The organism is Achromobacter sp. FW305-C-13 (assembly GCF_058783475.1).
Genome location: NZ_JBYSYN010000002.1, coordinates 594,320 through 620,054 on the forward strand (window position 1 = coordinate 594,320; position 25,735 = coordinate 620,054).

The window sequence follows — 25,735 nt, forward strand, 5'->3', positions numbered from 1 at the left end:
CAAAGGGCATTCGGGCCAGGCTAATGATTATGCCGGCATTACCTGGCGCCAGACAGCGGGGTTTGCGCCAGGGCGTCGGTATCGGATATGGCCTGGGCCAGGGGCATGACGGCGGCGTACTTCTGCGCCATGTCGAACAGGTTGGCGTCGTGCGGCCCCAAGGCGCGGTCACCGCAGCAGTCGGACACGACCAGCGGCCGGAAACCCGCCTGCATCGCGTCCACCACGCTGGCCCGCACGCAGCCGCTGGTGACGCAGCCGGCAACCAGCAGGGTCTGCACGCCGCGCTGCGCGAGCCACGGCGCCAGCATGGTGCCGAAGAAGGCGGACGGGGTGCTCTTGCGCACCACGTATTCGCCCGCAGCCGGGGCCAGTTCCGGCACGATGGCGCTGTTCTTGCTGTGTTCCTTCAGGGCCAGCATCGCGGGCACCTTCAGGCAGAAGATGTTGCTGTCGGCGTCGTCGTCGGAAAAGACGATGCGGCTGTGCGCCACCGGCCAGCCCTGTGCGCGGGCGTGCGCCAGCAGGTGGCGGGTCTGCGCGATGGCCTCGGGGATGTTGCCGCCGCCCAGCACCGCCGGATCGGCAAAGCCGTTGACGAAGTCGACGATCAGCAGCCCGAAGGGGGCCTTGAGCGGCAGCGGCGTGCCGAAGCCTTGGCGCGAGTAAGCGGAAATGTCGCCGGAAGCGCCTTGGGAGGGGATGGTCTGGACGGTTGCGTTCATTTGTCTTCCTTGCGGCGGGCGGCGCGGGCCAATCCCGGTTCGTCCTGCACGACGCCGTTGATCACGACAGGCTGGTCATCCAGCGCGACGCTGCAGTGGCGCATCGGGATGTCGATATGGCAGGCGGTATTGCGGCTGCCGCCGGCTTCGTTGTTGGGGCCCATGGACCACAGGAAGTTGCCCTCGAAGGCGCGGGCGTCCATGCCGATGTGGGCTTCCTTGTTGTAGTGGGCCAGCATGGACCACTGCGCGCGCGGTTGCAGGCCCCAGCCGATGTGAGACACCGCATAAGCCTCGGGGTCTTCGTAGGCGGCCATGTATTCCTTGAGGATGTCCGCCTGCAACCCGCCGTTGATGCGCGTGACGTAGCCTTTTTCAATGACGAGCTCGATCGGTTCGGTCACGTAGTCTTTCATGGGCAGCAGGATGTCTCCGCGGTCCAGTATCACGCGCCCTTCGCTTTGGCCTTCGTTGGGCCAGGTCAGCACGAAGCCGCTGGGCCAATGGTCCCAGCGGCCGGGTTGGTCGACGAAGCCGTATTCCGAGATCGCCGGAAATTCCCCCAGTTGGCAGCGCAGGTCGGTGCCAGCCTTGGAAGTAATGTGCATCTGGCGCGCCGCCTCGATCTGGCGGGCGGCGGCCTGCACGCGGGTGCGGTCCGCCTCGGTGGGCACCAGCCGGCACAGCACTTCTGGCGGCTCGATCGCCAGCAGGATCTTGGTGCCGGTCTGCAGGATCTCGTGCTGTTCCGGCGAGAACAGCAGCGTCATCAGATCCAGCACCAGATCGCTGGCCGTAAGCGCCGCAATGGCAGCCGGGTTACCGGTCAGCGGCGTGGTGCCCAGGTAGGCCAGGGCGTCGCGGCTGATCGACTTGTCGGCATTGACGGGCGGCAGGTCCAGCCGGTTGACCCGGGCGCCCATGTCGGTGGCGGCGGCGATGGCGCAGCGCAGGGTTTGCGGATGCGTGTCGGCGCCGGTGAGCACCGTGACAATCTGGCCGGCTTCAAGCCGGGAGAGCGTAAGCACCTGCTTCCAGGCGTGGATCAGATCGATATCGCTGACGGACATGGGGATTCCTTGGGTCGGCAGATTTGGGGGAAAGAGGGCGGCGCGTCAGTCCACCGGGCGACCGAGAAAGTCGCCGAAGGCGGCGTAGAACCCGGCTTCGTTGTCCCAGGGGATCATGTGACCCGCGCCGGGCACGCGCACGTGCTGAGTCTGTGGCGCGAGGGTTTGCCATTCGGCCACGTCGTCGTCGCCCACGACGCCGCCTTTTTCCGCGGTCATCAACAGCAGCGGAAGCGCGATGCCGGGCAGGTCGGCGTGAATGTCGTCGCGCCCGAAGTCCTCGAAGCTTTGGACGATGGCGGGTTCATGGCACGTGTGCAGCCACTGGGCGCGCAGTTGGCGCTGCGCTTCGGTCCACGTGGGGCAAAACGCCCGCATGTCTTCGGCGGTCATGCCCCGGGTGGCCTGGCGGATGGAATCCACGTACCAGGCCAGATTGGCGGGGTAGGCGCGGCGGCCGGGGCCGGACACGGGCGGGTCCACGATCACCAGGCGTGCCAGGCCCTGCGGCTGTTGGCGGGCGGCACGAATGGCGATGCGGCCACCCATGGAGTGGCCGACCAGTGCGTAGCGCTCTAGCCCCAACGCCTGGGCAAAGGCCGTTACATCGGCCGCTTGCGCGTCCAGGCTGTAGTCCAGGTCGGGCCCGGATGCCGATAGTCCGCGTCCGCGAACGTCCAGCACATAGGTGTCGAACTGGCGGCCCAGGTGTTCGGCCACGAAACCCCACGTCACGGCGGGGCTGGTGATGCCGGGGATGACGATGACGGCAAGGCGTTCGGCGCGTTCGCCGGCGTTGCCGCCGTAGCGCAGATAGTGCTGGCGGATGCCGTTGGCGTGGACGTGGCCGCCGTAGAGGTGGGTACTGGCAGGATAGGTGCTGGCTGCGTGGCTCATTGCGGGTTCCTGGAATAGGGGTAGGCGCCGGAGAGCAGGGCACCCGCGCCGGGCACCACGGGGTCCAGGCCAAGCGCTTTGAGGATGGCGTAGGTAGTGGCGATGGAGGCCGTCAGTACGGGCTTGCCCGTTTCGGCTTCGACCTGCGACACGGCGGGCAGCGACGGCATCTGCACGCAGGCGGACAGCACGATCACGTCGGCGTCGGCCACATTCATGCCGGCGACGATGCCGGGCAGGCGGGCGGGGTCGTGGCGGCCCACCTCAAGGTTGTCGGGAATTTCCAGGGCACGCCAGTCGACGATCTCGAAGCCCTCGGCGGCGATGTAGTCCATGACCAGTTCGGTCAGCGGCACCATGTAGGGCGCCACCAGCGCAATCTTCTTTGCGCCCATGACGTGCAGTGCGTCAACCAAGGCCCCGGCGCTGGTGATGACCGGCGCGGCCGCGCCGTTTTCGGCGGTGCGTTCAGACAGGCGCTTCTGCGAGACGCGGTGGTAGCCCCGGCCCATCGCCATGATGGCCACCAGGCAGGCGTAGCCCAGCACGTCGACTCGCGCATCGCTGAGCTCCAGTGCGCAGCGGTCGCTCTCGGCATCCATGGCCGCCAGCTCTTCCTTCTGCACCTTCTTCATGCGCATCCGGCTGGAATGGAATGTGAAGCGGTCCTCGGGCCGCAGGGACGAATGCGCCTGCAGCATCGCGGGGACTTCGGTTTCCATGGTCGTGTTGGAACTGGGGACGATCTGGCCGATTCGAAAATTCTTCGTCATGAGGTGCCTTGAAAGGGTGGGACTAGGGTTTCCGATAAATTCAAAAGAAGCGTATACGCTCTATTCTTGCAAAGAGCGAGGCAGATAGCCAACCTGGTTTTCGTAGTGGTTTTCACCTAATGCTGTGAAAAACGTGCACTATTTTGGTGATCTGTCTTCGGGTTTACGCGGGTTTTGAAAAATTTGATATCTAAAAATGAAGTGTGTACTTCATAATTTTTCAAATCCCAAGGCCGTGCGCAGGTGTCGCCCTGACGGTGGCCGGCAACGTGTTCAAGCATCTACTTATCCAGTCATTCACCATCCAGCAAGGAGAAGCCCCGTGTCTACATCCCCCCGTATCGCCATCGTCGGCGCCGGTCTTGGCGGCGCCGCAACCGCCGCGCTGCTGCTCAACGAAGGACTGAACGTCCGCGTCTATGAGCAGGCGCCGGGTTTTTCGCGGCTAGGGGCCGGCATCCATGTGGGGCCCAACGTCATGAAGATCCTGCGTCGCATCGGCGTGGAAGACGCGCTGAACGCCCAGGGCTCCCATCCCGACTACTGGTACAGCCGCCACTGGCAAACGGGCGACATCCTGGCGCAGATTCCGCTGGGCGATTACGCCGTCAAAAACTACGGCGCGTCCTATCTCACGGTGCATCGGGGCGACTTCCACGCCTTGCTGATCGACGCCCTGCCGAAAAGCGCCGTCGTCTACGACAAGTCGTTGACCAAGGTGGAAGACCGGGGTGACGTGGTGGTGATGCACTTTGCCGACGGCACGTCGGAAGAGGCCGACATCGTCATCGGCGCCGACGGCGTGAACTCGCGGATTCGCGAAGAATTGCTGGGGCCGGAACTGCCGAAGTACGCGGGGTATCTGGCGCACCGCGCGGTGTTCCCGACGCCGCAGGTCAAGGGCGGCATGTTGCCCTTCGATGCCTGCGTGAAGTGGTGGAGCGATGATCGCCACATGATGACCTACTTCGTGACCGGCAAGGCCGACGAGCTCTACTACGTCACGGGCGTGCCCGTAGAGCACTGGGACTTGAACGACCGCTGGCTGCCCAGCAGCAAGGATGAAATGCGCGAGGCCTTCAGCGGGTGGCACCCCACGGTGCAGGCGCTGATCGACGCCACGGTAGAGGTAACCAAGTGGTCATTGCTGGAGCGGGATCCGCTGCCGCTGTGGAGCCGCGGCCGCCTGGTGCTGCTGGGCGACGCCTGCCATCCGATGAAGCCCCATATGGCGCAGGGCGCAGCCATGGCCATTGAAGACGGCGCGATGCTGGCGCGGTGCTTCAAGGAAGTGGGCGTGAATAATCACGAACTGGCGTTTGCGCTGTACGAAGCGAACCGCGCCGAACGCGCGAGCAAGGTGCAGCGCATTTCGCACGACAACACCTGGTTACGCACCAATGAAGACCCGTCGTGGTGCTTCGGCTACGACGTGTTCAGCGAGCCGCTCGTAGAACCCAAAGCCCGGGCTGCAGCATGATGGGCGCCGCGACGCCGGGCAACAAGGGGCCCCGGCAAAAGAAGGGACTTGATCCCTGGCCCGCGTAACGGCAACCTTTCACCCTTTCAACCTGTAGCCACGCGCCACGCCCATGGGATCCACAGTCAATCCAAGCAGCGCCCCGCCACCGATCCGTTTGACGGTCAATGGGGGCGTGTACGACGTGCCGGTAGCGCCCGATACGGCGCTGCTGCACGTGCTGCGCAATGACCTTGAGCTGAACGGCCCGAAGTACGGCTGCGGACTGGGCGAATGCGGTGCGTGCACGGTACTGATCGACGGTGTGGCGGCGCGGTCTTGCGTGATCCCGGTCAGGGCGGCGCAGGGGCGGGCAGTGACCACGCTGGAAGGGCTGGGCACGCGGCAGCAGCCAGGGCCGACGCAACAGGCGTTCATCGACTGCCAGGCGGCGCAGTGCGGCTATTGCCTGAACGGAATGATCATGACGGTGGAGGCCCTATTGCGCCGCAATCCCTGCCCCACCGAGCAAGCGCTGCGCAGCGAACTGCACCACAACCTGTGCCGCTGCGGCACGCATGTGGAAATCATGCAGGCGGCGTTGCGGGCCGTGCAATTGCGCGCGGCTGCCGTCACGGAAGAGCCCGCCCGATGAGCGCGAACGCTTGCGCGGCGTCGTCGGGTAACGCTGGCCTGCCGGCTGCGCTGCCCGCCGATCTGTTGCACGGCATTGCGCTGCGTCCGCCTGAACTGGCGTGGGACGGGACGCGTTACCGCGGGAGCCAATTGCTGGGCGTGCGCCTGGCCGAGGTTCGAACCCTGGCCGGCGTGGTGGCAACGGTGCAGCACATGCACTTCGTGGGCGTCGTGGCGGTATCGCCGCTATATGCCCGCCAGGCCGCGGCGGATCTCGCGCCCGTTTGGCAAGCCGCCCATGCGGTCGAGACCCCGCGTTCCGGCCCGCCCGACGCGGATCAGGTCCGCTACGGCCTGCGGCTTCCTTCAGTTGACCCCAGCCCTGGCTCCCGAGTCACCGCATGGAGCCTGAACGGGCATACCAGCGTGTGGCTGCCGGCCTGCACGCAGGCTGTTCAACAGATACTGCGACGCGAGCTGGCTGCCGTGCTGCAACAGCCCGAAGCTACGATACGGCTGATGGTTGTTGGCGCCGATGACGCGCTCGTCGACCAACTAGATGCGGTGCATCCGCTGGATCTGATGGATGCGGCCGCCGATGCGGCGTTGCTGTCGCAATCGGTCGGCCGGCCGGTCTGCGTGGCCTGCCACACCGAGGCGGCTGATGGACTGGTGCTGTACGTGCCGCAAGCGGCAGACTCGATCGAGCCCGTTCCAAGTCCGGCCGCGATGGCGCCCGGCGCTGATGGCAATCAGGCTTTGACCACCGTATTTGCGGCCGACGCGCCTTGGGCGATGCGCCCCAGCTTGGCGCGCCTGTTGAGCCAGCCGGCGCAGGCGCGGGCGGCCGCGCAGCCGACAGTGCACAGCGACGTAGCGGTGCAGGCCGGTAAGCAGGCATCCGTCCCGCTACGGGCCAGCGTCGACGAGCTGAACGCGGCACAGGTGTTCGCCCAGGAAAGCCTCTGGCATGAGCAGGCGCTGGCCCGTGATGAAGATCCGCTGGCGTGGCGGTTGCAGCACCTGCCCGAGGGCCAGGGCCGAGCGCTGGCGCAACGGGTCGTGGAGCAGGCGGGGTTGCCTGCGGCAGATGACGAGGGTGCGCCGCGCCTGGGCATGTTGCGCGGCACGGGCTTCGCCACGGCGCAGGTGCAGTGTGTGGACGAGAGCGGTACGGCCCGCACGGTATGGAGCGCCTGGGTGGCGGAGGTCACCGTCCAGCCCCAAACCGGTCAGGTCGACGTGACACGCGTGGTCGCCGGCCACGATAGCCAACATCTGCATCCGACGCAGCGCGCGCCGATCCTGCCCGAAATCGAGCAGCAGACGCCGCGATTGCTGGCCAACGCCCGCCGCCTGCTGGCGGGCCCGCGGGCATTCGATGACTGGTCAAGCCCCGCCATCAACGCCGCGGATGAACAGACCGGCGCATTGAGTCGACGCGAAGGCGCCAAGGACCTGTCCGGCGTGGATTCCGCCGAAGACGGTCTGGTGACGCAGGGGCAGCTGGGTCTGGATGGCGTCGTAACGCTACCGGCCGCTGCCGCCATCGCCAATGCCATTCAGGACGCAACGGGTGTGCGCCTGCGGCAGGTGCCGTTTGATTCCGAGCAGTTGCGGTTGGCGCTGGCTGACCGCCGGCGCGAGCGTACACGCAATCCCTTGGCGCGCGGCTGGGTGTGGCTGGCCGCCGGCATGGCGGGGCTGGCCGGCATGGCCGCCGCGCTGTGGCCGATGAAGCCGGCGCTGCCGCTGACCGCCGGCCCTGACGTGTCGCTGTATTCAATGCGCGCCATCGAACGCGGGCGCCTGGTGGCGGCCGCGGGCGATTGTGTCGCCTGCCACACCGCGCCCGGCGGCAAAGCCAATGCGGGCGGACTGGCGTTGGATACGCCCTTCGGCACGATCTACACCACCAACATCACGCCCGACAACGACACCGGCATTGGCCGCTGGTCGTACACCGCGTTCGAGCGCGCCATGCGCCAAGGCGTGCACCAGGACGGGCGGCAGTTGTATCCCGCCTTTCCGTACACGGCGTACGCCAAGCTGAGCGATGCGGACATGCAGGCGCTGTACGGCTATCTGATGTCGCAGCCCGCCGTGCGGGCCGAGCCCCCCAAGACGCAGCTGGCATTCCCGTTCAATTTCCGTCCGCTGTTGGCGGGCTGGAATGCGCTGTTCCACGACGCTACGCCTTTCACGCCGGATCCGTCGCGCAGCGCGCAATGGCTGCGCGGCGCCTATCTCGTGCAGGGGGCCGGCCACTGCACGGCCTGCCACTCGCCGCGCAACCGTCTGGGCGCGGAGAAGACGGGCGAGCACTACCTGGCTGGCGGCGAGGCCGAGGGCTGGACCGCGCCCGCCCTGAACCAGCTGGCCACCGGCGCGCGCGGCTGGACGGCAGACGAACTGTTCCAGTATCTGCGCACGGGATATTCGCCTCGCCACGGCGTGGCGGCCGGGCCGATGGCGCCGGTGATCCACGGCTTGGCCGAACTGCCCGACAGCGACGTGAAGGCCATCACGACCTATTTGCTGGACCTGCCGCAAGCGGCGGGTGCCACGGTCGCCAAGCAGCCCGCGGACGCCATGCCGGCGCCGACGCCCGTTCCCGCTCCCGCATCGCAATCCGAAGCGAGACCCGCCGCGCAACCTGTGCCGGCGGCGGCCACGATTCAATCCCTCCAGGGCCGGCGCGTGAACGGCGAACGCGTCTATCAGAACGCGTGCGCCGTCTGCCATGAAGCCGGCAGCGGCCCCACGCTGTTCGGCGTGAAGCCCCTGTTGAGCTCGAACACCAATTTGCACGCCGCAACGCCCGACAACCTGATCCAGGTGATCCTCAACGGCATCCAGACCCCGGCCAACGACGAGCTGGGCTACATGCCGGGGTTCAAGGACGCGCTGGACGACAGGCAGATCGCGGATTTGGTGGGCTATTTGCGGGAACGCCATGCGCCAGGCAAAGACCCCTGGCCAGACCCGACGAACACGATTAGCAGGCTGCGCGAGCACGCGGAGCTGAACTAAAGGAAGCGCGGCCACAACGCGTGCAGCAGTTTGTGTTGATCACAACAAGGGGTTTTTCATCTATGTCAGCTTCATTGGTTTCAGTGGACAAGGCCATCCAGGTGGCAGGTGTCGGCAAGTTCCAGTATCGGCTCTTCGTGATATTCGGCCTGGTCTGGATGGCGGATGCCATGCAGGTGCTGTCGATCGGTTTCAGTGCGCCGTCGATCGCCAAGACCTTCGGCATCACCGTGCCGCAGGCATTGCAGAGCGGCACGTTCTTCTTTATCGGCATGTTGATCGGCGCGTTCGTGTTCGGCCGGATGGCCGATCGCATCGGGCGCCGTCCGGTCCTGATGATCGCCGTGGTCATCGACGCCTGCGCCGGCGTGGCATCGGCCTTCGCGCCGGAGTTCACGTGGTTGCTGTTCCTGCGTTTCCTGACGGGCATCGGCGTGGGCGGCACGCTGCCTGTGGACTACACGATGATGGCGGAATTCCTGCCCAGCGACCGTCGCGGCCGCTGGTTGGTGCTGCTGGAATCGTTCTGGGCCGTGGGCACCATTTTCCTGGCGCTGCTGGCGCTGGCCGCAACGTCCTGGGGCGATGACGCCTGGCGCGTGATCTTCTTCGTGACTGGGCTGCCCGCCTTGATCGGCGTGGTGCTGCGGTTCTACATACCCGAGTCGCCGATGTACTTGAACCGCAACGGCAAATCGGATCAGGCGCGCAAGGTGCTGGAGCGCGTGGCGCGGGTCAACCGCCGCGACGTCGATCTGCCCCATCTGCAGCCGGAAGTGCCGGTGCACAAGTCCATGTTCGCGTTGTTCTCGGCCAGCTACCGCCGCCGCAGCATCGGGCTGTTCCTGGCATGGGCGCTGATCTCCATCGCTTACTACGGCGTCTTCGTCTACCTGCCCGTCAAGCTCAGCACGGAAGGTTTCGCCTTCATGCGCGGCCAGGAATTCCTGGTGTTGCTGGCGCTGGTGCAGTTGCCCGGCTTCGCGCTGTCGGCCTATGGCGTGGAACGCTGGGGCCGCAAGCCCACGCTGGTCGGCTTCCTGATCCTGAGCGCGGTAGGGTGCATGCTGTACAGCCTGGGTACGTCGCCGGCCGTCGTGATCGGTTCCACCTTGCTGATGAGTTTCTCGTTGTTGGGTACGTGGGGCGCCTTGTACGCGTTCACGCCCGAGGTCTACCCGACCGACCTGCGCGCCAGCGGCATGGGCATGGCGGGGGCGGTGGCACGCTTCGGCGGCCTGTTTGCGCCGGCCATCATCGCGCCCATCATGACCAGCCACTTCACGCTGTCGCTCGTCGTGCTGTCCAGCATGCTGGTGGCGGGCGCCGTCGCCATCTGGTCGGTGGACGTGGAGTCGCGCAACCGCGCGCTGGAGTGATCTACGGTTGATGGATCGCCTGGTTGATTGCCAGGCAGAATGACCAACGGCGACGAACGGCGACCAGCGGGCCTTATGCCTGTTCGTCGCCGTTCAGCATTTTGGTCAGCAGGAAATCCAGCGCCAGGCGTTCGGCGGGGTTCAGGTTGCCGTACGTGCTCTCGGTGATCTGCTTGGCAAACGGTTCCATCTGGGCAACCAGTTCCTGCCCGATAGGCGTCAGATTGATGACGACCTTGCGGCGGTCGATCGGGTCGTGGTCCACCTGGACCAGTTCGCGCTGCTTCAACCGGTCAACCACGCCGCGCACGGTGGCCTGGTCGATGACCGTGGCCTTGACCAGATCAGCCAACGAGCTCGCGCCATTGTCCCGCACCGAACACAGCACGACGAACTGCGCGGCGGTGAGTTGGGAGTCGGGTATGTATTGCTGGAATAGGGCGGTATGCCGCTGATAGACCCGCCGCAGCAGGTGACCTATCTGATCAGAAAACAAATAGCCATCCTTCGTGGACGAGGACTTGCCTTTCATATTGCGCATAAGCCTATCTGAAGTGCTGCGGTGAATATCATGACTTTTGTCAACGGTACACGGTTTGAGCGGCGGTGGGTTTCGTTTGAACCGAAAGTTAGTCCGCCAGCAGCTTCACCGTTTGCGGATTGAACGCACTGAATGCGCCGCCGCAGCCGGCATAAGCGGCCGCCCGCGTCGGGACGCCCGTCGCGCGTATGGCCAGTTGATTGCGAGACTGCCGGACCTCGACAAAACGTTCGCCCTCGACGCTGCCATCCGGCAGGAAATATAGCTGGACACGCAACAGCGTCGATTCCCCGTCCATAGGCCGAGGCTGCCGGAAGGCTGGAACTTGCAAGGTCGCCGTCTGCCAGGCCTGCGGCGCATCAACCGTCTGCCAACGCACGGTCAGCGGTTGGTCCAGATCCAGGAACGCTCCGCCCACCGGGTACGCGAAGTCGTGGCAGGTTGCGGGTAGCGGCGCAACCGACGCGAGTGCGCGGTCACCGACGTCCAGCGTTCGCCCATTGATCTCCAGCCGAGCAATCCCGTTCGGCGTGTAGTTCTGGGCCTTGAACAACACCAGCCCTTTCAGCTTTTTGCCGTCCAGCTGTTGCTCGGTCATGCCCGCCAGGCGTTGCAGCGCGGGTGCAACTTCCACGTGGTCGGGATAGTGGAAATAGAGATGCCTGAGCATCGTCGCTTCCTTCTTGCCAAGGATCGGAAAGAACGGCGATACGTCGGGGTAGGGCAGACGGGTCAACGGTAGCGAATCCCCGGTTTCACCGGACGCAACACGATAGGTGTAGCGTTCCAGCTTGTCGTTCAAACGCGCGCCCGTATAAGGAAACGTGCCGGGCGCGCTGGCGTCCGCTTGCGGGTTGGGATAGCGGATGAACGGCGCGAACCGGGCGGGTTCGCTAGCCGCGAGCGGCATCTCCGGGCCCGTACCCGAAGAAGTGCTGGCATACGGCTTGGTATCGATCCACAAGTCCTTGCCGCTCAGATTCACATGCGTCTCGGCAATGGGCGGATGGGCGGCGCTGAACGAATCGTACTTTCCCTGCTCGATGGATTCGCTGATGGGATAAATCATCAAGGCCGCCAAGGTCGGCAGGAAAAGCACCGCGTGCACGCGTCCGGGCACCTGCCCGCGGTCGCGCGCCATGTAGGCAAACCAGGTGATCACCAGCACGATCGCTAGCGGCACCCCCACCCAGATCGCCGCCGTGATCAAGGCCACGATGCCCCAGCCCAGGTTCGGGGAGGCCACGGCGATGATGCCAAGCGCGGCAAGCCAGCCCGCCAACGCGATCGAGATAATGATGCCGAAGAGGTAGTGCCGGTAGGTTTTTGTCGTCATCGCGCGGGGTGCGGAATGTCTGGGGCATGCGCCACATTACGGTACCGGAACTGTACCTGACACGACGATGAGGATGTCCCCGAGGCGGGGTTTGGACTGCGAGGTCTTCCAGCGACGTGCATGCTGAAAGCTATTTGATGGTGCCCGGGGCCGGAATCGAACCGGCACGCCTTGCGGCGGGGGATTTTGAGTCCCCTGCGTCTACCAATTTCACCACCCGGGCAAGGGGGTCGCGAACACGTCCAAATGACGGCTGCGGGAGAACGAAGACAGCGATTATATGCGGACTTTCATAAATTGTCAGGCGGCCCCGTATTGGGGCCGTCTGACCGGGCCAATTCCGGGCGCTGCCCGCAGGCGGCAACCCGGATCGGCCCCTTCCAACACTTACTTCTTTTCGGGCAAGAACCAGTTCATCACCAGGGCGCAGATGCCACCGGTGGCCACGCCCGACTCCAGCACGCTTTTGACCGCATGCGGCAGGTGCGACAGGATTTCCGGCACTTGCGACACGCCCAGGCCCAGGGCCAGGGACACGGCAATGATCAGCAGGGCGCGGCGGTCCAGGTGGATGCCGGCCAGGATGTTGATGCCGGAGGCGGCCACGGCGCCGAACATGACCATGGCGGCGCCGCCCAGGACGGGTTCCGGCACGGCTTGCAGCACGCCCGCCACGCCCGGGAACAGGCCCAGCAGGATCAGCATGCCGGCGATCCAGACGCCGACGTGGCGGCTGGCGATGCCGGTCAGCTGGATCACGCCGTTGTTCTGCGCGAAGACCGAGCTGGGGAAGGTGTTGAACACGCCGGCCAGGAGCGAGTTCGCGCCGTTCACCAGGACGCCGCCCTTGATGCGCTGCATCCACAGCGGGCCTTCGACGGGCTGCTTGGACACCTTGCTGGTGGCGGTGACGTCGCCGATGGCTTCCAGGGACGTGATCAGGTAGATGATCAGCATCGGCACGAACAGCGCCCACGAGAAGCCCAGGCCGAAGTGCAGCGGCACGGGGATCTGGAAGAGCGCGGCTTCGCGGGCGCCGGTGAAGTCCAGGCGGCCCATGGAGGCGGCGGCGATGTAGCCGACGGCCAGCGCCAGGACGAGCGCGGTGCTGCGGATCCAGACGACCGGCACGCGGTTCAGCAGGATGATGGTGCCCAGCACCAGGCCCGACAGCGTCAGGTTTTCTGCGCTGGCGAAGGTGCCGTTGGCCATGGCGCCGAAGCCGCCGCCCATGCTGATCAGGCCGACCTTGATGAGCGTCAGGCCGATCAGCAGCACGACGATGCCGGTGACGAGCGGGGTGATCAGGCGTTTGACGAAGGGCAGGATGCGGCTGATGCCCATCTCGACGAACGAGCCGGCGATGACGACGCCGAAGATCGCGGCCATGACGGCTTCGACCGGGGTGCCCTGCTTGACCATGACCGAGCCGCCCGCGATCAGCGGTCCGACGAAGTTGAAGCTGGTGCCCTGCACGATGAGCAGGCCTGCGCCCAGCGGGCCGAAGCGCTTGCACTGCACGTAGGTGGCGATGCCGGAGATGACCAGCGACATCGACACGATCAGCGTGGTGTCGCGGCTGCTGACGCCAAGCGCCTGGCAGATCAAGAGGCCAGGGGTGACGATGGGGACCAGGATGGCCAGCAGGTGCTGAAGCGCGGCGACGAAGGCGACGGGAGGCGCGGGGCGATCGTCGGGGCCGTAGACCAGGTCATGGCTGGGCGCGTCGTCGGTGGCGCTATGGGGGGCGGGTTGGGAGAGGGAGGCGGGTTGCATGGCGGGAGGCCGGCCAGGTGGGGGTAGGAGGGGAAAGTGCGGGATTTTAGCGGGGAAGGCCCCGGCCCGCCCGGGGGCGGCATGGGCCCGGCGTTGGGGGCACGCCTGCTTGATAGAATTTCGGGCCGCCAACCGAATGTCGCCGAGAGCCCGCCGGGCCGGATATTGATGCAGAAACGCACTAGATGGATCGGGATTGCCTTGGCTTTGGTCATCGCCGGTTTGCCGATGTCCCTGCTGATATTCGTGCTGGACGATGATCCGTATGCGGCGGCCGACAAGGGCGAATCGTATCGGGCCAGTATCTACAAGCGTTATCAGGGCGCGGTCTATGCCGCCGTGCCCAGCAACGGCTATTACCGGATGGACGAGGCGGACCCGGCAGGCTTCAAGCCGTTCGACACGCCGGTCTACGACGGCCGCCAAGCCGCAAAAGACGCCCGTCACGTGTATTGCGGCAACCGGATCCTGCCGGGCATGTTGCCGGCGTCCACGCAATACCTGGGCAACAGCTATTTCGGCGATGGGTCGACGACTTATTACTGCTCGCTGTTTTCCGTGGTGAACCCCGAATTAGGCCCCGTGACCGAGGTCTGGCAGACGATCCTCTTCGGGTTGGGGCGCGGCACCAAGCCGCAGAATTACCTGTACCCCTTCAAAGCCCTGCCCGCCAGCGCGCAGCCTTATCGGGCGCTGCTGGACCGTGACCTGGCGACCGATGGGGCAAAGGTGTTCTACCGCGGCAATGAAGTGCCGCAAGCCAATCCGGATACGTTGCGGCGGTTGCCCGCGTCCCGTGATGGCAGGGAGCTGCTAAGCGACGACTTCTTTGGCGACGGGCGCCGGGTCTATTTCCGTGAAGCGTTGCTGCCCCTGTCGGACGATCCCGGACTGCGTGCGTTCATGGTCGGAGACCTGGATCGCGAGCCCTATCTCTATGACTCGCGCGACGGCATGGTGTACGTGGGTACCCACGCCTTTGATGCGGCGCACGCGCCGTACCGGCTGCTTAGCGAGGACGGGCAGCACGTGAACCAGGCGCTGTTTGCCGGTCGCGACGGCATTTATTTCTATAACGGCCAAAAGCGGCGGATGGAGCGGGCGGGCGATGATCCGTTCGCCTCTGGCGGGTTTACGGCGCTGTCGCCTTTTGTGTTTTCGGACGGCAAGCAGGTGCTGCTTTTGAAGGGGGCGGAATCCTGGAGTTCTTCCCGGGGCGGCGGCGGGCTGATTTCCCGCTCGACGCTGATCAAGCGCTTGAAGGACGCACCGGGCGGCGAATGGAAAAAGCTGGGCGACGTGTATCACCAATTCGGTTCGGTCTGGCAGAACGGCGACCAGCGGTATTACCTGGATCAGACGGGCAGCAGCCAACTGGTCTTCAGCCCCATTTACCGGATCATGGATCGCGAAACGGCGGATTTCCTGCTGCGCTCGCAGAAGACGTTGGATATCCGGATGGACGATATCCGCAAACTGATCCGGGCCGGAAAGCTGGCGGCGCCGGCTAGCGACGAGGTGCTGGAGGCGAAGGTCCGGTATCGAGGGTTCCTGTCGTGGTTTTGACCCGTCTTGAAAAGTGCCCGATAGCCCCCACAACAGTAGGGTTTCCGGGATGCCGCGCAGCATTGCCGCCCCGGCACCCGTATTGTTATTTGTCCCTAATTTTTTCGACCTTCCCGTAAAACTATGAGCCAAACCGCCACGTCTTCCACGTCCGAAACCCTGGGGTTCCAGGCCGAGGTGAAGCAACTGCTGCACCTGATGATCCATTCGCTGTACAGCAACAAGGAAATCTTCCTGCGCGAGCTGGTGTCGAACGCATCGGACGCCTGCGACAAGCTGCGCTTTGAAGCCATCGACCAGCCCGAGTTGCTGGAAGGCAATGGCGAACTGGCCATTACCGTCAGCTACGACAAGGCCGCCCGCACGATCACGATCTCGGACAACGGGATCGGCCTGTCGCGTGAAGAGGCCGTGTCCAACCTGGGCACGATCGCACGTTCCGGCACGCGGGAATTCTTTTCCCAGCTGACGGGCGACAAGCAGAAGGATGCGCAACTGATCGGCCAGTTCGGCGTGGGCTTCTATTCGTCGTTCATCGTGGCGGACAAGGTCACGGTGGTCAGCCGCCGCGCCGGTGCCACGGACGCGATCCAGTGGGAATCGGACGGGCAGGGCGAATTCACGATTGCCGCCGCCGAGAAGGCCACGCGCGGCACGGACGTGACGCTGCATCTGCGCGCCGACGAAGATGATCTCTTGAACGGCTGGAAGCTGCGCGAGATCCTGCGCCGCTACTCGGACCACATTTCCCTGCCCATCCGCATGGCCAAGGAAGAGTGGGATCAAGAGAAGGGCGAACAGGTCAAGACCGACGAACTGGAAACGGTGAACCAGGCCAATGCGCTGTGGGCCCGCAGCAAGTCGGACGTAACCGAGGAGCAGTACCGCGAGTTCTACAAGACGGTGTCGCACGACTACGACGACCCGTTGGCCTGGACGCACAACCGCGTGGAAGGCCGTAGCGAATACACGCAGCTGCTGTACGTGCCCAAGCATGCCCCGATGGACATGTGGGACCGCGACGGCCGCCATGGCGTGAAGCTGTACGTCAAGCGCGTGTTCATCATGGACGACGCCGATCAGCTGCTGCCGTCGTACCTGCGTTTCGTGCGCGGCGTGATCGACTCGGCGGACCTGCCGCTGAACGTGTCGCGTGAAATCCTGCAGGAAAGCCGCGATGTGCGCGCCATCCGCGAAGGTTCCGCCAAGCGCATCCTGTCGCTGCTGGAAGACCTGGCCGAGAACAAGCCGGAAGACTACGCCACGTTCTGGTCGGAGTTCGGTCAGGTGTTGAAGGAAGGCGCGGGCGAAGACTCGGCCAATCTGGAACGCATCGCCAAGCTGATGCGCTTTGCGTCCACGCATTCGGGCGACCAGGCGCAGACGGTGTCGTTCGCCGACTACGTGTCGCGCATGAAGGAAGGCCAGGACAAGATCTACTACGTGACGGCGGATACGTTCGCCGCGGCCAGCAACAGCCCGCATCTGGAGATCTTCCGCAAGAAGGGCATCGAAGTGCTGCTGCTGTCGGACCGCGTGGACGAATGGATGCTGTCCTACCTGCGCGAATTTGACGGCAAGTCGCTGGTGTCGGTGGCCAAGGGCGGCCTGGACCTGGCCGAACTGGCTGACGAAGAAGAGAAGAAGCACCAGGCCGAAGTGGCCGAAGACTTCAAGCCGCTGGTCGAGCGCCTGCAGAAGACGCTGGAAGAGCAGGTCAAGGAAGTGCGCGTGACCTTGCGTCTGGTGGATTCGCCGGCGTGCGTGGTGGTGGGCCAGAACGAACTCAGCCCGCACCTGCTGCGCATGCTGAAGGCCGCCGGCCAGGAAGCGCCCAATGTGAAGCCGGTGCTGGAAATCAATCCGGAACACCCGCTGCTGGCGCGCATCCGCGCAGCGGAAGATGGCGAATTCGACCAATGGGCGCGTCTGCTGCTGGATCAAGCCTTGCTGGCCGAAGGCGCCCAGATCGCGGACCCGGCTGCCTTCGTGAAGCGCTTGAACGCGCTGCTGCTGAAGTAAACGGCAAGCGGAGTGAAGAGAAAAGGGCGCCTGTGAGGGCGCCCTTTTTGTTTGGGTAGGGAATATGCGGAATCTGCGTGGCTTGGCTTGGAAGTGCAAGTGGTGCACAAGCCTCCGCGCCTTCCATGACACGCTAAGCGGTGGGAATAAGCACCGCGTCCAGGGCCAGCGCGCCGCTGCCTTCGGGCAAGGCCAGCAGCGGGTTGATCTCGACTGAGCTGAAGTCGTTGCGCCGCGCGTAGGCGAAGCGCGACAGCGCGACCAGCGCATCGGCCAGCGCCTCGATATCGCACGGCGGCGTGCCGCGTGCGCCTTGCAGCAACGCATAGCCTTTGATTTCGCGAATCATCGACAGCGCCTGCTCGCGGCCAAACGGCGCCAGGCGGAAGCTGACGTCTTTCAGCACTTCCACGAACACGCCGCCAAGCCCGAACATGACCACCGGCCCGAACACCGGGTCGCAATGCACACCCGCGATGCACTCCACGCCTTTTTTTGCCATCGGCGCGACCAGCACGCCGTCGATGCGCGCGTCGGGGCGGTGGGTACGGACGCTGTCCAGGATGGCGGCATGGGCGCCGCGTACCGCGTCGTCGCCGGACAGGCCCAGCTTCACGCCGCCCACATCGCTCTTGTGAAGGATGTCGGGCGACACCACTTTCAGCACGACCGGGCCACCCATTCCGGCCGCCGCGCGTGTGGCAGCGTCGGCGTCGGCAGCCAGCGTGCACTCGGGCACCGGCAGGCCGGCTTGGCGAAGCACGTCCATGGCTTGCACTTCGTTGTAGGACGCCAGCAGCGGCGCTGTCGTTTGCGCAGAAGGGGTGGCCTCATCCAGGTCGGCATCCGGCTGCGCAGCCAGGCCCGCCACCGCGCCGATCGTACGGATCGCGGCGCTGGGGTCCGTGAATACCAGGGTGCCCAGCTTTTCCAGTTCGCGGCGGCGTTCGGGCGCAAACAGCGCGCTGATGGCCAGCGGCACATCAGGTCGGCGTGCGCGCATTTCCCGGGCGAAGGTTTCAAAGGTGGGCCACAGGGCCTCGGACGAGCCCGCCGCGGCCAGGAAGACCGCCAACGCGTCATAGCGCCCATCGGCCAGCATGTCTTCGGCGGTGGCCAATAGCAGCCCGGGTTCGGAGACAACCTGTCCGGTGACATCGACCGGGTTGCGGCCACTGGCGAACGGCACCCGTTCCAGCAGCCGGGTCTGGGCGTGAGCGGCGGGTTCGGGCAGCGACAACCCCGCGTCCTGGGCGTCGTCCGCCATCAGCGCGCCCACGCCGCCGGATATCGTGAAGATGCCCAGGCGTTTACCTTGGGGCAGTTGCTTCCAGGTGTCCAGCGCATAGCCCAGGTTGAAAAATTCTTCGATGGTGCGGGCGCGCACCGCGCCGTATTGGCGGAACAGGGCGTCATAGACCGCGTCGTCGCCCGCCAGCGCGGCGGTGTGCGAGGCGGCGGCCTGCGCACCGGCCTGGGTGCGGCCGATCTTGGTGACGACGACCGGTTTGCCGGCTTCGCGCGCCGCGGACAGGGCGCGGCGCAGCTTGTCGCCGTCGCGGCAGCCTTCCATGTACGTCATGATGACCCGCGTGTCGGCATCGCGGGCCAGCCATTCAATGCAGTCTGCCACGTCGACGTCGGCCTCGTTGCCGGTGCTGATCCAGTGCGACAGCCCTAAGCCCCGGTCGCGCGCCATGCAGTAGGCGTAGGCGCCGAACGCGCCGCTTTGCGACACCATCCCGATGCCGCCGGGGGCGACCGTGCCGTTGGCGGGGGCGGGGGAGAACGTGGCGTAGATGTTGCGCCGGATGTTCATGTAGCCCAGGCAATTGGGGCCCAGCAGCCGGATGCCGCGCTCGCGGGCGATGGCGCATAGCTGTTCTTGCATGGCGACGCCCGCGGCGCCGGTCTCCGAAAACCCGGAGGTGAACACCACGGCACCCCCGACCTGGCCGGGCCGTGCCTGTTCCAGCGCTTGCGCGGCAAGCGCCGCAGGTACGGCCAGGATGACCAGATCGGCCTCGCCGCCCAGTGCCGCCAGATCGGGGGCCGCGGGCAAGCCCTGAATGGATTCCGCACGCGGGTTGATGGGCAGGATGCGGCCGTCATAGCCATGCTGGCGCAGCAGGCTGACGGGCATCGCGCCGATCTTGCCGGGCGTGGCGGATGCGCCGACGATGGCGATGCTGCGCGGGTTGAACAAACGGGTCAGCGAGGAATCGGGATTCTGGGTCATGGTCTGGGCAAGAAGGTTCAGCGAACGCAAGCGGGATACGCGTTCAGGCAAAGCGCACGACGCTGCGGCCGGTGCTGCCGCGTTCCAGCATGGCGGCCAGCGCCTGGGGCAGGTCGCGGGGTTCGATCACGCGCGAGGCAAGGTCCAGGCGCGCGGGGCGGTAGTCGGCGGCCAGCTTTTGCCACAGCGCGCGGCGCAGCGGCATCGGGCTGTTGGCGTTGATGCCCAGCAGCTTGACGCCGCGCAGGATGAACGGAATGACCGAGGCGGGCAGGTCGGCCCCACCGGCATTGCCGAAGGCGGCGGCGACCCCGTCGGGCCGCAGGCTGGCCAGGGCGTGGGCCAGTAGTTTGCCGCCCACGGAATCGATGATGCCGGCCCAACGGGCGCTCATCAGCGGTTTCTGCGGACCCGATAGGTCGGGCGGCGCGATGACCTCGGCGGCGCCGAGCGACCGCAGGTAATCGCCGGCCTCGGGTTTGCCGGACATGGCGCACACCGTGTAACCGCGCTGGCTGAGGATGTCGATGGCAATGCTGGCGACGCCGCCCGTGGCGCCCGTCACCAGCACTTCGCCTTGTTCGGGTGTCAGCCCGCAGTGCTCCATCCAGTGCAGCGACAGGGCGGCGGTGTAGCCGGCAGCGCCCAGCACGACGGCGTCGCGCAAGCTGATGGCGGGTGGCAGGGGCAGTACCCAATCGTGGCGCACGCGTGCGTATTCCGCATAGCCGCCGTCGCAGTCCACGCCGATGCCAAAGCCGTGCACCACGACTTCCTGCCCGGGTGGCAGCGCCGGGTCCGCGGAATGCACGACGGTGCCCGAGAGGTCGATGCCGCCGATGCGCGGATAGTCGCGGACGACGTTGCCGCGCCCGGCTTGCGCCAGCGCATCCTTGTAGTTCAGGCCGGCGTAGGCCACCTTGATCAAGGTATCGCCGGCGGACAGCTGATCTACCGTCAACGTGTCGAAGCGGCCTTGCGGGGCCTCGCCGGCCAGGCCGGCATGCAGGCGATAGGCCTGGAATTCAGGAGTGCTCATGGGGGCTCCAATAGGCGGTCAGGCGTTCGCCAGCAGGCGGCGCGCCAGCGTGGCGCGGTGCAGCTCGTTGGCGCCGTCGTAGATGCGGAACGGGCGCATTTCCTGCCAGATCATGGCCACGGGGGTGTCGTCCGACAGCCCCGCCGCGCCCATCATCTGCACAGCGCGGTCGGCCACGCGGTTCACGGCTTCGGACACGAAGACCTTGGTCATGGCGCTGTACTGTTTCACCGACAGCCCTGCGTCCATGCGGCGGGCGCAATCCAGTGTCATCAGCCGGCTGGCGTGCAGGTCGATGTGCGAATCCGCCACCATGGCCTGGATCTGCTGCAGGTCGGCCAGGCGCGAGCCGAAGGATTCACGCTGCATGACGTAGGCCTGCGCGGTGTCCAGCGCCCGGCGGGCGCGGCCGATGTAGCGCATGCAGTGCGACAGGCGGGCGGGCTCCAGCCGCAATTGCGCGTATTCCAGGCCGCGGCCGGGTTCGCCCAGCACGGCGTCGTTACCGACTTCGCAGCCGTTCAGTTCGATCTCGGCGTGGCCACCGATCTGGTAACCCGTGACCATGCCGATATCGCGCACGACGCGATAGCCCGGGGTGTTGGCAGGCACCACGAACAGCGTGGCGCCCGCGTCCGTTTGCGCCAGCACCAACGCGAAGTTTGCGCCCACGCCACCGCTGATGAACTGCTTGTGCCCGTTCAGCACCCAGCGCTGCCCGCGCCGTTCGGCGCGGGTGCGCAGCATGGACGGGTCGGAACCGGCGCCCGGCGCGGGCTCGGTCATGGCAAAGCAGGCGCGCTGTTCGGCGCGGACCAGGGGCCGCAGGTAGCGCTCCTGCTGGGCGGGCGTGCCCAGGCGCAGCAGCGTCAGCATGTTGGGTTGATCGGGGGCGGCGCAGTTCAGGGCGGCAGGCCCCAGGAACCCGCGTCCTGCCGCCTCCAGCACCTGGGCCAGCGCACTCCAGCCCAGGCCCAGCCCGCCCCATTCGACGAGCAGTTGCGGCGCATACAGGCCCGCCTGGCGCGCCTGGTCGCGCAGGCGCGCCACGCATCGGTCCAAGGCGGCGACGTCCCGCGCGATGGCAGGAGATTCCGCGGGGATGGCGACCTCGTCCACGAAGCGGCGGACGCGTTCGCACAGGTCTGCGATGGCGTCGGTGTCAGGGGTTTGATCCACCGGCATGGCGGTTGGGTTGGCGGGGCTCATTGGATCTTGGTCCCGGTGGACTGCACCAGCTTGCCCCACCACACGGTTTCGTCGGCGATCTGCTTGGCGAATTCGGTGGGCGAGCTACCCAAGGGCTCTGCGCCCAGTTCCTGGAAGCGGGTGCGCAGTTGCGGATCCTGCAAGGCCTTGACCACGGCGGCGTGCAGGCGGTCGACCACGGCCGGGGGCGTGCCCGCCGGCGACATCAGGCCTTTCCAGGCCATCACCACGAATCCCGTCTGGCCGGCTTCGTCGAACGTGGGGATATCGGGGGCGGCGGAAGCGCGCTGGTCGCTGGGCACGGCCAAGGCGCGGATCGTGCCCGCCTTCACCTGCGGCAGCAGTGCGGGCATGTTGTCGATCATGAAGTCGATATGGCCGGCCACCAGGTCAGTGACGGCCGGGCCCGTGCCCTTGTAGGGCACATGCTCGGCTTGCAGGCCGGCCTGTTGCTTCAGCAGTTCTCCGGCCAGTTGCGCGGGCGATCCGTTGCCGGGCGAACCGAAAGACAGTTTGCCGGGATTGGCGCGGGCATATTGCAGGAATTCCTGCAGGGTCTTGGCGGGCAGGGACTTCGTCACCACCATCAGGTTGTGCTCTTTTTCGATGCAGGTGATGGCGGTCAGGTCCTTGGCCGGATTGAACGGCATGTTGGCGTACAGGCTGGGATTGATGACGGTGGGGCCGGCTGCGGCCAGCAGCAACGTGTAGCCGTCGGGGGCGGACCGGGCGACGAAGTCGCCGCCGATGTTGCCGCCGGCCCCGGGCTTGTTTTCGACGATGACGGGCTGGCCCAGAATGGGGTGCAGCGCTTCGGCCAGCAACCGCCCCAGGATGTCGGTCGAGCCGCCGGGAGCGAACGGAATGATCAATCGGACGGGCTTGTCGGGATAGGCGGCCGCCGCCTGTGGCGCGACCGCGGTGAACGCCAGCGCGGCCGCCGTGGCGGCGATCCATTTGGGCAGGTGCTTGTGCAGCATGTCAGTCTCTCCTTTGGTTCAAGGCCTGTTTCTGGGTACAGGCCCGGTGGGCCGCAGGCTTCTACTGGCTGCGGTCCCGGGTTCGCCCAAGCCTAGCGGCCGGGCGTATAACCTGCCTGGGTCAGCGTATGGCGGGCGATGGTCAGTTGATGGATCTGGCTCGTGCCTTCGTACAGGCGGAACAGGCGCACGTCGCGATAGAAGCGTTCTATGCCCTGGTCGGCGATGTAGCCGTACCCGCCATGCATCTGCACGCAGCGGTCCGCCACGCGCCCGCACATTTCCGACGCGAAGTATTTGCAGATCGAGGCGTTTCCCGTCACGTCCTGGCCGGCGTCGCGTTCGCGCGCGGTTTGCAGCACCAGCGCCAGTGCGGCCTGGATTTCCGTCTGGCAATCGGCCAGCATCGCCTGGATCAACTGGAAGTCCATCAGCGGCTTGCCGAACTGCTGGCGCTCAGCCACGAAGCGCATGGTGTCGTCCAGCATGCGGATGGCCGGGCCGATGCACAGCGCGGCCAGATGGATGCGTTGCTTGTTCAGGACTTTCATGGCCGTCTTGAAGCCCATGCCTGCCTGGCCGCCGATGATGTTGGCGGCGGGCACGCGGCAGTTGTCGAAATGGACGGACGACACCGGCGACCCGGCCTGGCCCATCTTGTCGTAGGGCTGGCCGGTGGACAGTCCCGGCGTGCCGCGTTCCACGATGAAGGCCGAGATCCCCTTGGCGCCGGGCGCATCGGGATCGGTGCGCGCCATGACGGTGAACAAGCCGGCCAGGGGTGCATTGGTGATGAAGCACTTTTCGCCGTTCAACACGAAACTGTCGCCGTCGCGCACGGCGGTCGTGCGTAGCGCCGTGGCGTCGGATCCCGCCTGCGGTTCGGTCAGCGCGAAGCATCCCGTCAATTCGCCGGACGCCATCCGGGGCAGGTAGCGTTCCTTCTGCTGCTCGGTGCCGTCGGCCACCAGGGCCTCGGAACCGATGCCGGTATTGGTGCCGACCCGCGCGCGGAACGCCACGGAGCATTGCGACAGTTCGATCGCGGCCCGGATCAGTTCTTCGGTGCTCATGCCCGCGCCGCCGTAGGCCTCGGGGATCGAATAGCCGAACATGCCCTGGGCGGCCATGGCGCGCACCAGATCGTCGGGCACCTCGTCCAGGCGGGCCACTTCGGCTTCGCGGGGCACGAGCTGTTCGCGGACAAAGCGTCGCAGCGATTCCAGGAAGGCGGGGAAGCCGTCGGGGTCTCTGATCATGAAGTGTCTCCATTTTTCTAGTTGCGGCGCCTGCCGGATTGGGATGTCTGGTCCGGGGCGACTGATGATTCAGGCTAGCAAAGCGCCGCCCAATGCGAGACAAGTGTTTCGCTATCTTGAACGTGCGGCGCGCCGGAACCGCGTGGCCTTGCTCTATCATCGGCATCAGGGGCCCCGCGCATCCGACGCGGCGCCGACTTCCGGATTGCGACCATGACCACGCCCCTGGGCGGCCGCCACCCTGACCCCGCATTCGCCACCACGCTGGCCCATGGCCTGTCGCTGTTGCAGACCTTCCGGCATGGCGAACCGGCGCTCAGCAACCGCGAACTGTCCGACCGCACCGGCCTGTCCAAGGCGACGATCTCGCGGCTGACCTCGACGCTGGTGCAACGCGGCCTGCTGCGCTACGACAGCAGCCTGCGCCGCTACCGGCTGGGCACGGCGCTGTTGTCGTTGAGCTACCCGCTGCTGGCCAGCATCAAGCTGCGGCAACTGGCGCGGCCCCTGATGACTCGGTTGGCGAATTCGGCAGGCGGTTCGGCGTCGCTGGGCATGCACCATGGCATGCACATGGTGTATCTGGAGACCTGCCGCGGCCATGACGCCGTGGCGTTCCGCCCCGATATCGGCGCCATGCTGCCCCTGCTGCAGTCCGCCATGGGACGCGCCTGGCTGGCGCAGGCCGACGCCGGGCAGGCCGAGTCGCTGCTGGAGGCATCGCGCCAGCAGGACCCTGCGGCGTGGCAGCGCAATGTGGCCGGCTGGGAGCAGGCGCGCCGCGACTACGCCCTGCATGGCTATTGCCTGGCCGAGGGCGACTGGCACACCGATGTGCACGCCGTGGCCGTGCCCATGCGCCGGCGCGTGGACGGGCAAATATTCGTCTTCAACTGCGGCGTGCCCGTGCGGCGGCTGCGTGGGGGGGATTTGCGCCGGCGCATCGCGCCGCGCCTCGTCAGCCTGGTGGCGCGGGTGGAAAAAATGCTGGAGCGTCAGGATGGCGCCTGACCGCGATCGCGACTTTGCGACCACCTTGGCGCACGGCATCGATATCCTGGCGTGTTTCCGGGCGGATCGTCCCGAACTGGCCAACAAGGATTTCGCGCTGCAGACCGGCTTGTCCAAGAGCGCGGTGGCGCGCTTGACGCACACACTGGTGGAATTGGGTTTCCTGCAGCGGTCGGGGCCGCCTGCCCGGTATCGGCTGGGTGCGTCGGTGCTGGCGCTGAGCTACCCCTTGCTGGCCAGCATGCAGATCCGCCAATTGGCGCGGCCGTTGATGAAGCAATTGGCCGACCACGCCTGTGGCGCGGTGTCGTTGGTGGTGCGCGACCGCCTGCAGATGGTGTTCGTGGAAACCGCCCGATCCAACGACGCCTTGCAGACGCGTCCGGACATCGGCGGGTCGTTGCCGCTCTTGGCCAGTGCCGCCGGCAAGGCCTGGCTGTGCCGGGCGCCGGACAGCGAGCGGGCGGCCGTGCTGAACCAGTTGCGCGTAGCCGACGCCGGTCACTACGCCCAGCATTTCGCCAGCCTGGAGACTGCTGCCCGCGATCTGGAGCGCAAGGGCTATTGCGGCAACAACATGCAGTGGCGCCCGGACGCCTTCGGCTTTGCAGCGCCGCTATGCCGCCCCTACCAGTCGCTGTTGTACGTATTCAACTGCGGCGTGCCGTCAGGCGATGGCCCCTACCGGGAACGCGCGGCGGACATCGGGCCCCGATTGGTGGCCCTGGCGCGGGAAACGGAGCAGTTGCTGGGGCTTTCCTGACCGGATTCGTGACCCCAAGTCA

At 66.1% G+C, this 25,735-nt stretch carries 21 protein-coding genes and 1 tRNA gene; 8 read left to right on the forward strand and 14 right to left on the reverse strand.

Annotation, left to right across the window (positions count from 1 at the left end; genetic code table 11):
- Positions 1-38: 38 nt before the first annotated feature.
- From AC3WMU_RS14265 to AC3WMU_RS14285, 5 genes are all read right to left on the reverse strand, one after another.
- Positions 39-725: an isochorismatase family protein gene (locus AC3WMU_RS14265; RefSeq protein ID WP_006222430.1), complete on the reverse strand. Its 687-nt coding sequence runs from the start codon at positions 723-725 to the stop codon at positions 39-41.
- Positions 722-1,795 (reverse strand): 2,5-dihydroxypyridine 5,6-dioxygenase NicX family protein, encoded by a 1,074-nt coding sequence (locus tag AC3WMU_RS14270; RefSeq protein WP_492282542.1) that lies wholly within the window; start codon positions 1,793-1,795, stop codon positions 722-724. The genes AC3WMU_RS14265 and AC3WMU_RS14270 overlap by 4 nt, the downstream gene beginning before the upstream one ends.
- Positions 1,796-1,840: 45 nt before the next feature.
- Positions 1,841-2,692, reverse strand: a complete 852-nt coding sequence (locus AC3WMU_RS14275; RefSeq protein WP_492282543.1) for an alpha/beta fold hydrolase — start codon at positions 2,690-2,692, stop codon at positions 1,841-1,843.
- Entirely contained in the window at positions 2,689-3,465 is a 777-nt protein-coding gene (locus tag AC3WMU_RS14280) for a maleate cis-trans isomerase family protein (protein ID WP_006222427.1), read from the reverse strand. The genes AC3WMU_RS14275 and AC3WMU_RS14280 overlap by 4 nt, the downstream gene beginning before the upstream one ends.
- Before the next feature lie 116 nt (positions 3,466-3,581).
- On the reverse strand, positions 3,582-3,746 hold the full coding sequence (locus AC3WMU_RS14285; protein WP_492282544.1) for a hypothetical protein: 165 nt from the start codon (positions 3,744-3,746) through the stop codon (positions 3,582-3,584).
- Between the two features lie 41 nt (positions 3,747-3,787).
- Between AC3WMU_RS14285 and AC3WMU_RS14290 the strand changes: the two genes are divergently transcribed.
- The 4 genes from AC3WMU_RS14290 to AC3WMU_RS14305 all read left to right on the forward strand — a co-directional run bounded on the left by AC3WMU_RS14290 (position 3,788) and on the right by AC3WMU_RS14305 (position 9,972).
- Positions 3,788-4,945, forward strand: a complete 1,158-nt coding sequence (locus AC3WMU_RS14290; RefSeq protein ID WP_006222426.1) for an FAD-dependent monooxygenase — start codon at positions 3,788-3,790, stop codon at positions 4,943-4,945.
- A 112-nt stretch (positions 4,946-5,057) separates the two neighbouring features.
- Positions 5,058-5,579: a (2Fe-2S)-binding protein gene (locus AC3WMU_RS14295; RefSeq protein ID WP_035212282.1), complete on the forward strand. Its 522-nt coding sequence runs from the start codon at positions 5,058-5,060 to the stop codon at positions 5,577-5,579.
- Positions 5,576-8,593, forward strand: a complete 3,018-nt coding sequence (locus tag AC3WMU_RS14300) for a c-type cytochrome (protein ID WP_492282545.1) — start codon at positions 5,576-5,578, stop codon at positions 8,591-8,593. Before AC3WMU_RS14295 ends, AC3WMU_RS14300 begins: the two co-directional genes overlap by 4 nt.
- A gap of 62 nt (positions 8,594-8,655) precedes the next feature.
- Positions 8,656-9,972, forward strand: coding sequence for an MFS transporter (locus AC3WMU_RS14305; protein ID WP_035212280.1), 1,317 nt, complete (start codon positions 8,656-8,658; stop codon positions 9,970-9,972).
- A gap of 73 nt (positions 9,973-10,045) precedes the next feature.
- On the opposite strand, the gene AC3WMU_RS14310 is transcribed toward AC3WMU_RS14305, so the two are convergent.
- From AC3WMU_RS14310 to AC3WMU_RS14325, 4 genes are all read right to left on the reverse strand, one after another.
- Positions 10,046-10,513, reverse strand: a complete 468-nt coding sequence (locus tag AC3WMU_RS14310) for a MarR family winged helix-turn-helix transcriptional regulator (protein WP_006222422.1) — start codon at positions 10,511-10,513, stop codon at positions 10,046-10,048.
- 88 nt (positions 10,514-10,601) lie between these two features.
- Positions 10,602-11,849, reverse strand: a complete 1,248-nt coding sequence (locus AC3WMU_RS14315; protein ID WP_492282546.1) for a hypothetical protein — start codon at positions 11,847-11,849, stop codon at positions 10,602-10,604.
- A 138-nt stretch (positions 11,850-11,987) separates the two neighbouring features.
- Positions 11,988-12,072 (reverse strand) — tRNA-Leu (locus AC3WMU_RS14320).
- A gap of 164 nt (positions 12,073-12,236) precedes the next feature.
- Positions 12,237-13,625 (reverse strand): uracil-xanthine permease family protein, encoded by a 1,389-nt coding sequence (locus AC3WMU_RS14325; protein ID WP_492282547.1) that lies wholly within the window; start codon positions 13,623-13,625, stop codon positions 12,237-12,239.
- A 228-nt stretch (positions 13,626-13,853) separates the two neighbouring features.
- On the opposite strand from AC3WMU_RS14325, the gene AC3WMU_RS14330 reads away from it, so the two are divergent.
- Both AC3WMU_RS14330 and htpG read left to right on the forward strand, forming a co-directional pair.
- Positions 13,854-15,191 (forward strand): DKNYY domain-containing protein, encoded by a 1,338-nt coding sequence (locus tag AC3WMU_RS14330; RefSeq protein WP_492282548.1) that lies wholly within the window; start codon positions 13,854-13,856, stop codon positions 15,189-15,191.
- Positions 15,192-15,314: 123 nt separating this feature from the next.
- A complete protein-coding gene (gene htpG / locus AC3WMU_RS14335; protein WP_006222418.1) occupies positions 15,315-17,213 on the forward strand; it encodes a molecular chaperone HtpG in 1,899 nt (632 codons plus the stop codon).
- Positions 17,214-17,346: 133 nt separating this feature from the next.
- Here htpG and AC3WMU_RS14340 read toward each other — a convergent pair whose 3' ends face one another.
- The 5 genes from AC3WMU_RS14340 to AC3WMU_RS14360 all read right to left on the reverse strand — a co-directional run bounded on the left by AC3WMU_RS14340 (position 17,347) and on the right by AC3WMU_RS14360 (position 23,939).
- Entirely contained in the window at positions 17,347-19,452 is a 2,106-nt protein-coding gene (locus tag AC3WMU_RS14340) for an acetate--CoA ligase family protein (RefSeq protein WP_492282549.1), read from the reverse strand.
- Positions 19,453-19,495: 43 nt separating this feature from the next.
- A complete protein-coding gene (locus AC3WMU_RS14345) occupies positions 19,496-20,491 on the reverse strand; it encodes an acrylyl-CoA reductase family protein (protein WP_492282550.1) in 996 nt (331 codons plus the stop codon).
- Positions 20,492-20,509: 18 nt separating this feature from the next.
- Positions 20,510-21,700, reverse strand: coding sequence for an acyl-CoA dehydrogenase family protein (locus AC3WMU_RS14350; protein WP_280026664.1), 1,191 nt, complete (start codon positions 21,698-21,700; stop codon positions 20,510-20,512).
- Positions 21,697-22,680, reverse strand: a complete 984-nt coding sequence (locus tag AC3WMU_RS14355; RefSeq protein ID WP_280026665.1) for a Bug family tripartite tricarboxylate transporter substrate binding protein — start codon at positions 22,678-22,680, stop codon at positions 21,697-21,699. Before AC3WMU_RS14355 ends, AC3WMU_RS14350 begins: the two co-directional genes overlap by 4 nt.
- A 92-nt stretch (positions 22,681-22,772) precedes the next feature.
- On the reverse strand, positions 22,773-23,939 hold the full coding sequence (locus AC3WMU_RS14360) for an acyl-CoA dehydrogenase family protein (RefSeq protein WP_492282551.1): 1,167 nt from the start codon (positions 23,937-23,939) through the stop codon (positions 22,773-22,775).
- A gap of 213 nt (positions 23,940-24,152) precedes the next feature.
- Here AC3WMU_RS14360 and AC3WMU_RS14365 point away from each other — a divergent pair, with 213 nt between their 5' ends.
- Together AC3WMU_RS14365 and AC3WMU_RS14370 are read left to right on the forward strand one after the other, a co-directional pair.
- On the forward strand, positions 24,153-24,950 hold the full coding sequence (locus AC3WMU_RS14365; RefSeq protein ID WP_427958189.1) for an IclR family transcriptional regulator: 798 nt from the start codon (positions 24,153-24,155) through the stop codon (positions 24,948-24,950).
- Positions 24,940-25,713 carry an IclR family transcriptional regulator gene (locus tag AC3WMU_RS14370; protein WP_280026666.1) on the forward strand — a complete coding sequence of 258 codons (774 nt, stop codon included), beginning with the start codon at positions 24,940-24,942 and terminating at the stop codon, positions 25,711-25,713. The genes AC3WMU_RS14365 and AC3WMU_RS14370 overlap by 11 nt, the downstream gene beginning before the upstream one ends.
- The last annotated feature ends 22 nt before the right edge of the window (positions 25,714-25,735 follow it).

Excerpts from the sequence above, each read along its gene's own strand:
- AC3WMU_RS14355 (WP_280026665.1), bottom strand. The coding sequence starts at position 22,680 with ATGCTGCACAAGCACCTGCCCAAATGGATCGCCGCCACGGCGGCCGCG.
- AC3WMU_RS14360 (WP_492282551.1), bottom strand. The coding sequence starts at position 23,939 with ATGATCAGAGACCCCGACGGCTTCCCCGCCTTCCTGGAATCGCTGCGA.
- AC3WMU_RS14270 (WP_492282542.1), bottom strand. The coding sequence starts at position 1,795 with ATGTCCGTCAGCGATATCGATCTGATCCACGCCTGGAAGCAGGTGCTT.
- htpG (WP_006222418.1), top strand. The coding sequence starts at position 15,315 with ATGAGCCAAACCGCCACGTCTTCCACGTCCGAAACCCTGGGGTTCCAG.
- AC3WMU_RS14365 (WP_427958189.1), top strand. The coding sequence starts at position 24,153 with ATGACCACGCCCCTGGGCGGCCGCCACCCTGACCCCGCATTCGCCACC.
- AC3WMU_RS14370 (WP_280026666.1), top strand. The coding sequence starts at position 24,940 with ATGGCGCCTGACCGCGATCGCGACTTTGCGACCACCTTGGCGCACGGC.
- AC3WMU_RS14300 (WP_492282545.1), top strand. The coding sequence starts at position 5,576 with ATGAGCGCGAACGCTTGCGCGGCGTCGTCGGGTAACGCTGGCCTGCCG.
- AC3WMU_RS14315 (WP_492282546.1), bottom strand. The coding sequence starts at position 11,849 with ATGACGACAAAAACCTACCGGCACTACCTCTTCGGCATCATTATCTCG.
- AC3WMU_RS14325 (WP_492282547.1), bottom strand. The coding sequence starts at position 13,625 with ATGCAACCCGCCTCCCTCTCCCAACCCGCCCCCCATAGCGCCACCGAC.
- AC3WMU_RS14275 (WP_492282543.1), bottom strand. The coding sequence starts at position 2,692 with ATGAGCCACGCAGCCAGCACCTATCCTGCCAGTACCCACCTCTACGGC.
- AC3WMU_RS14265 (WP_006222430.1), bottom strand. The coding sequence starts at position 725 with ATGAACGCAACCGTCCAGACCATCCCCTCCCAAGGCGCTTCCGGCGAC.
- AC3WMU_RS14345 (WP_492282550.1), bottom strand. The coding sequence starts at position 20,491 with ATGAGCACTCCTGAATTCCAGGCCTATCGCCTGCATGCCGGCCTGGCC.
- AC3WMU_RS14285 (WP_492282544.1), bottom strand. The coding sequence starts at position 3,746 with ATGCTTGAACACGTTGCCGGCCACCGTCAGGGCGACACCTGCGCACGG.
- AC3WMU_RS14330 (WP_492282548.1), top strand. The coding sequence starts at position 13,854 with ATGTCCCTGCTGATATTCGTGCTGGACGATGATCCGTATGCGGCGGCC.
- AC3WMU_RS14310 (WP_006222422.1), bottom strand. The coding sequence starts at position 10,513 with ATGCGCAATATGAAAGGCAAGTCCTCGTCCACGAAGGATGGCTATTTG.
- AC3WMU_RS14280 (WP_006222427.1), bottom strand. The coding sequence starts at position 3,465 with ATGACGAAGAATTTTCGAATCGGCCAGATCGTCCCCAGTTCCAACACG.
- AC3WMU_RS14295 (WP_035212282.1), top strand. The coding sequence starts at position 5,058 with ATGGGATCCACAGTCAATCCAAGCAGCGCCCCGCCACCGATCCGTTTG.
- AC3WMU_RS14350 (WP_280026664.1), bottom strand. The coding sequence starts at position 21,700 with ATGAGCCCCGCCAACCCAACCGCCATGCCGGTGGATCAAACCCCTGAC.
- AC3WMU_RS14305 (WP_035212280.1), top strand. The coding sequence starts at position 8,656 with ATGTCAGCTTCATTGGTTTCAGTGGACAAGGCCATCCAGGTGGCAGGT.
- AC3WMU_RS14340 (WP_492282549.1), bottom strand. The coding sequence starts at position 19,452 with ATGACCCAGAATCCCGATTCCTCGCTGACCCGTTTGTTCAACCCGCGC.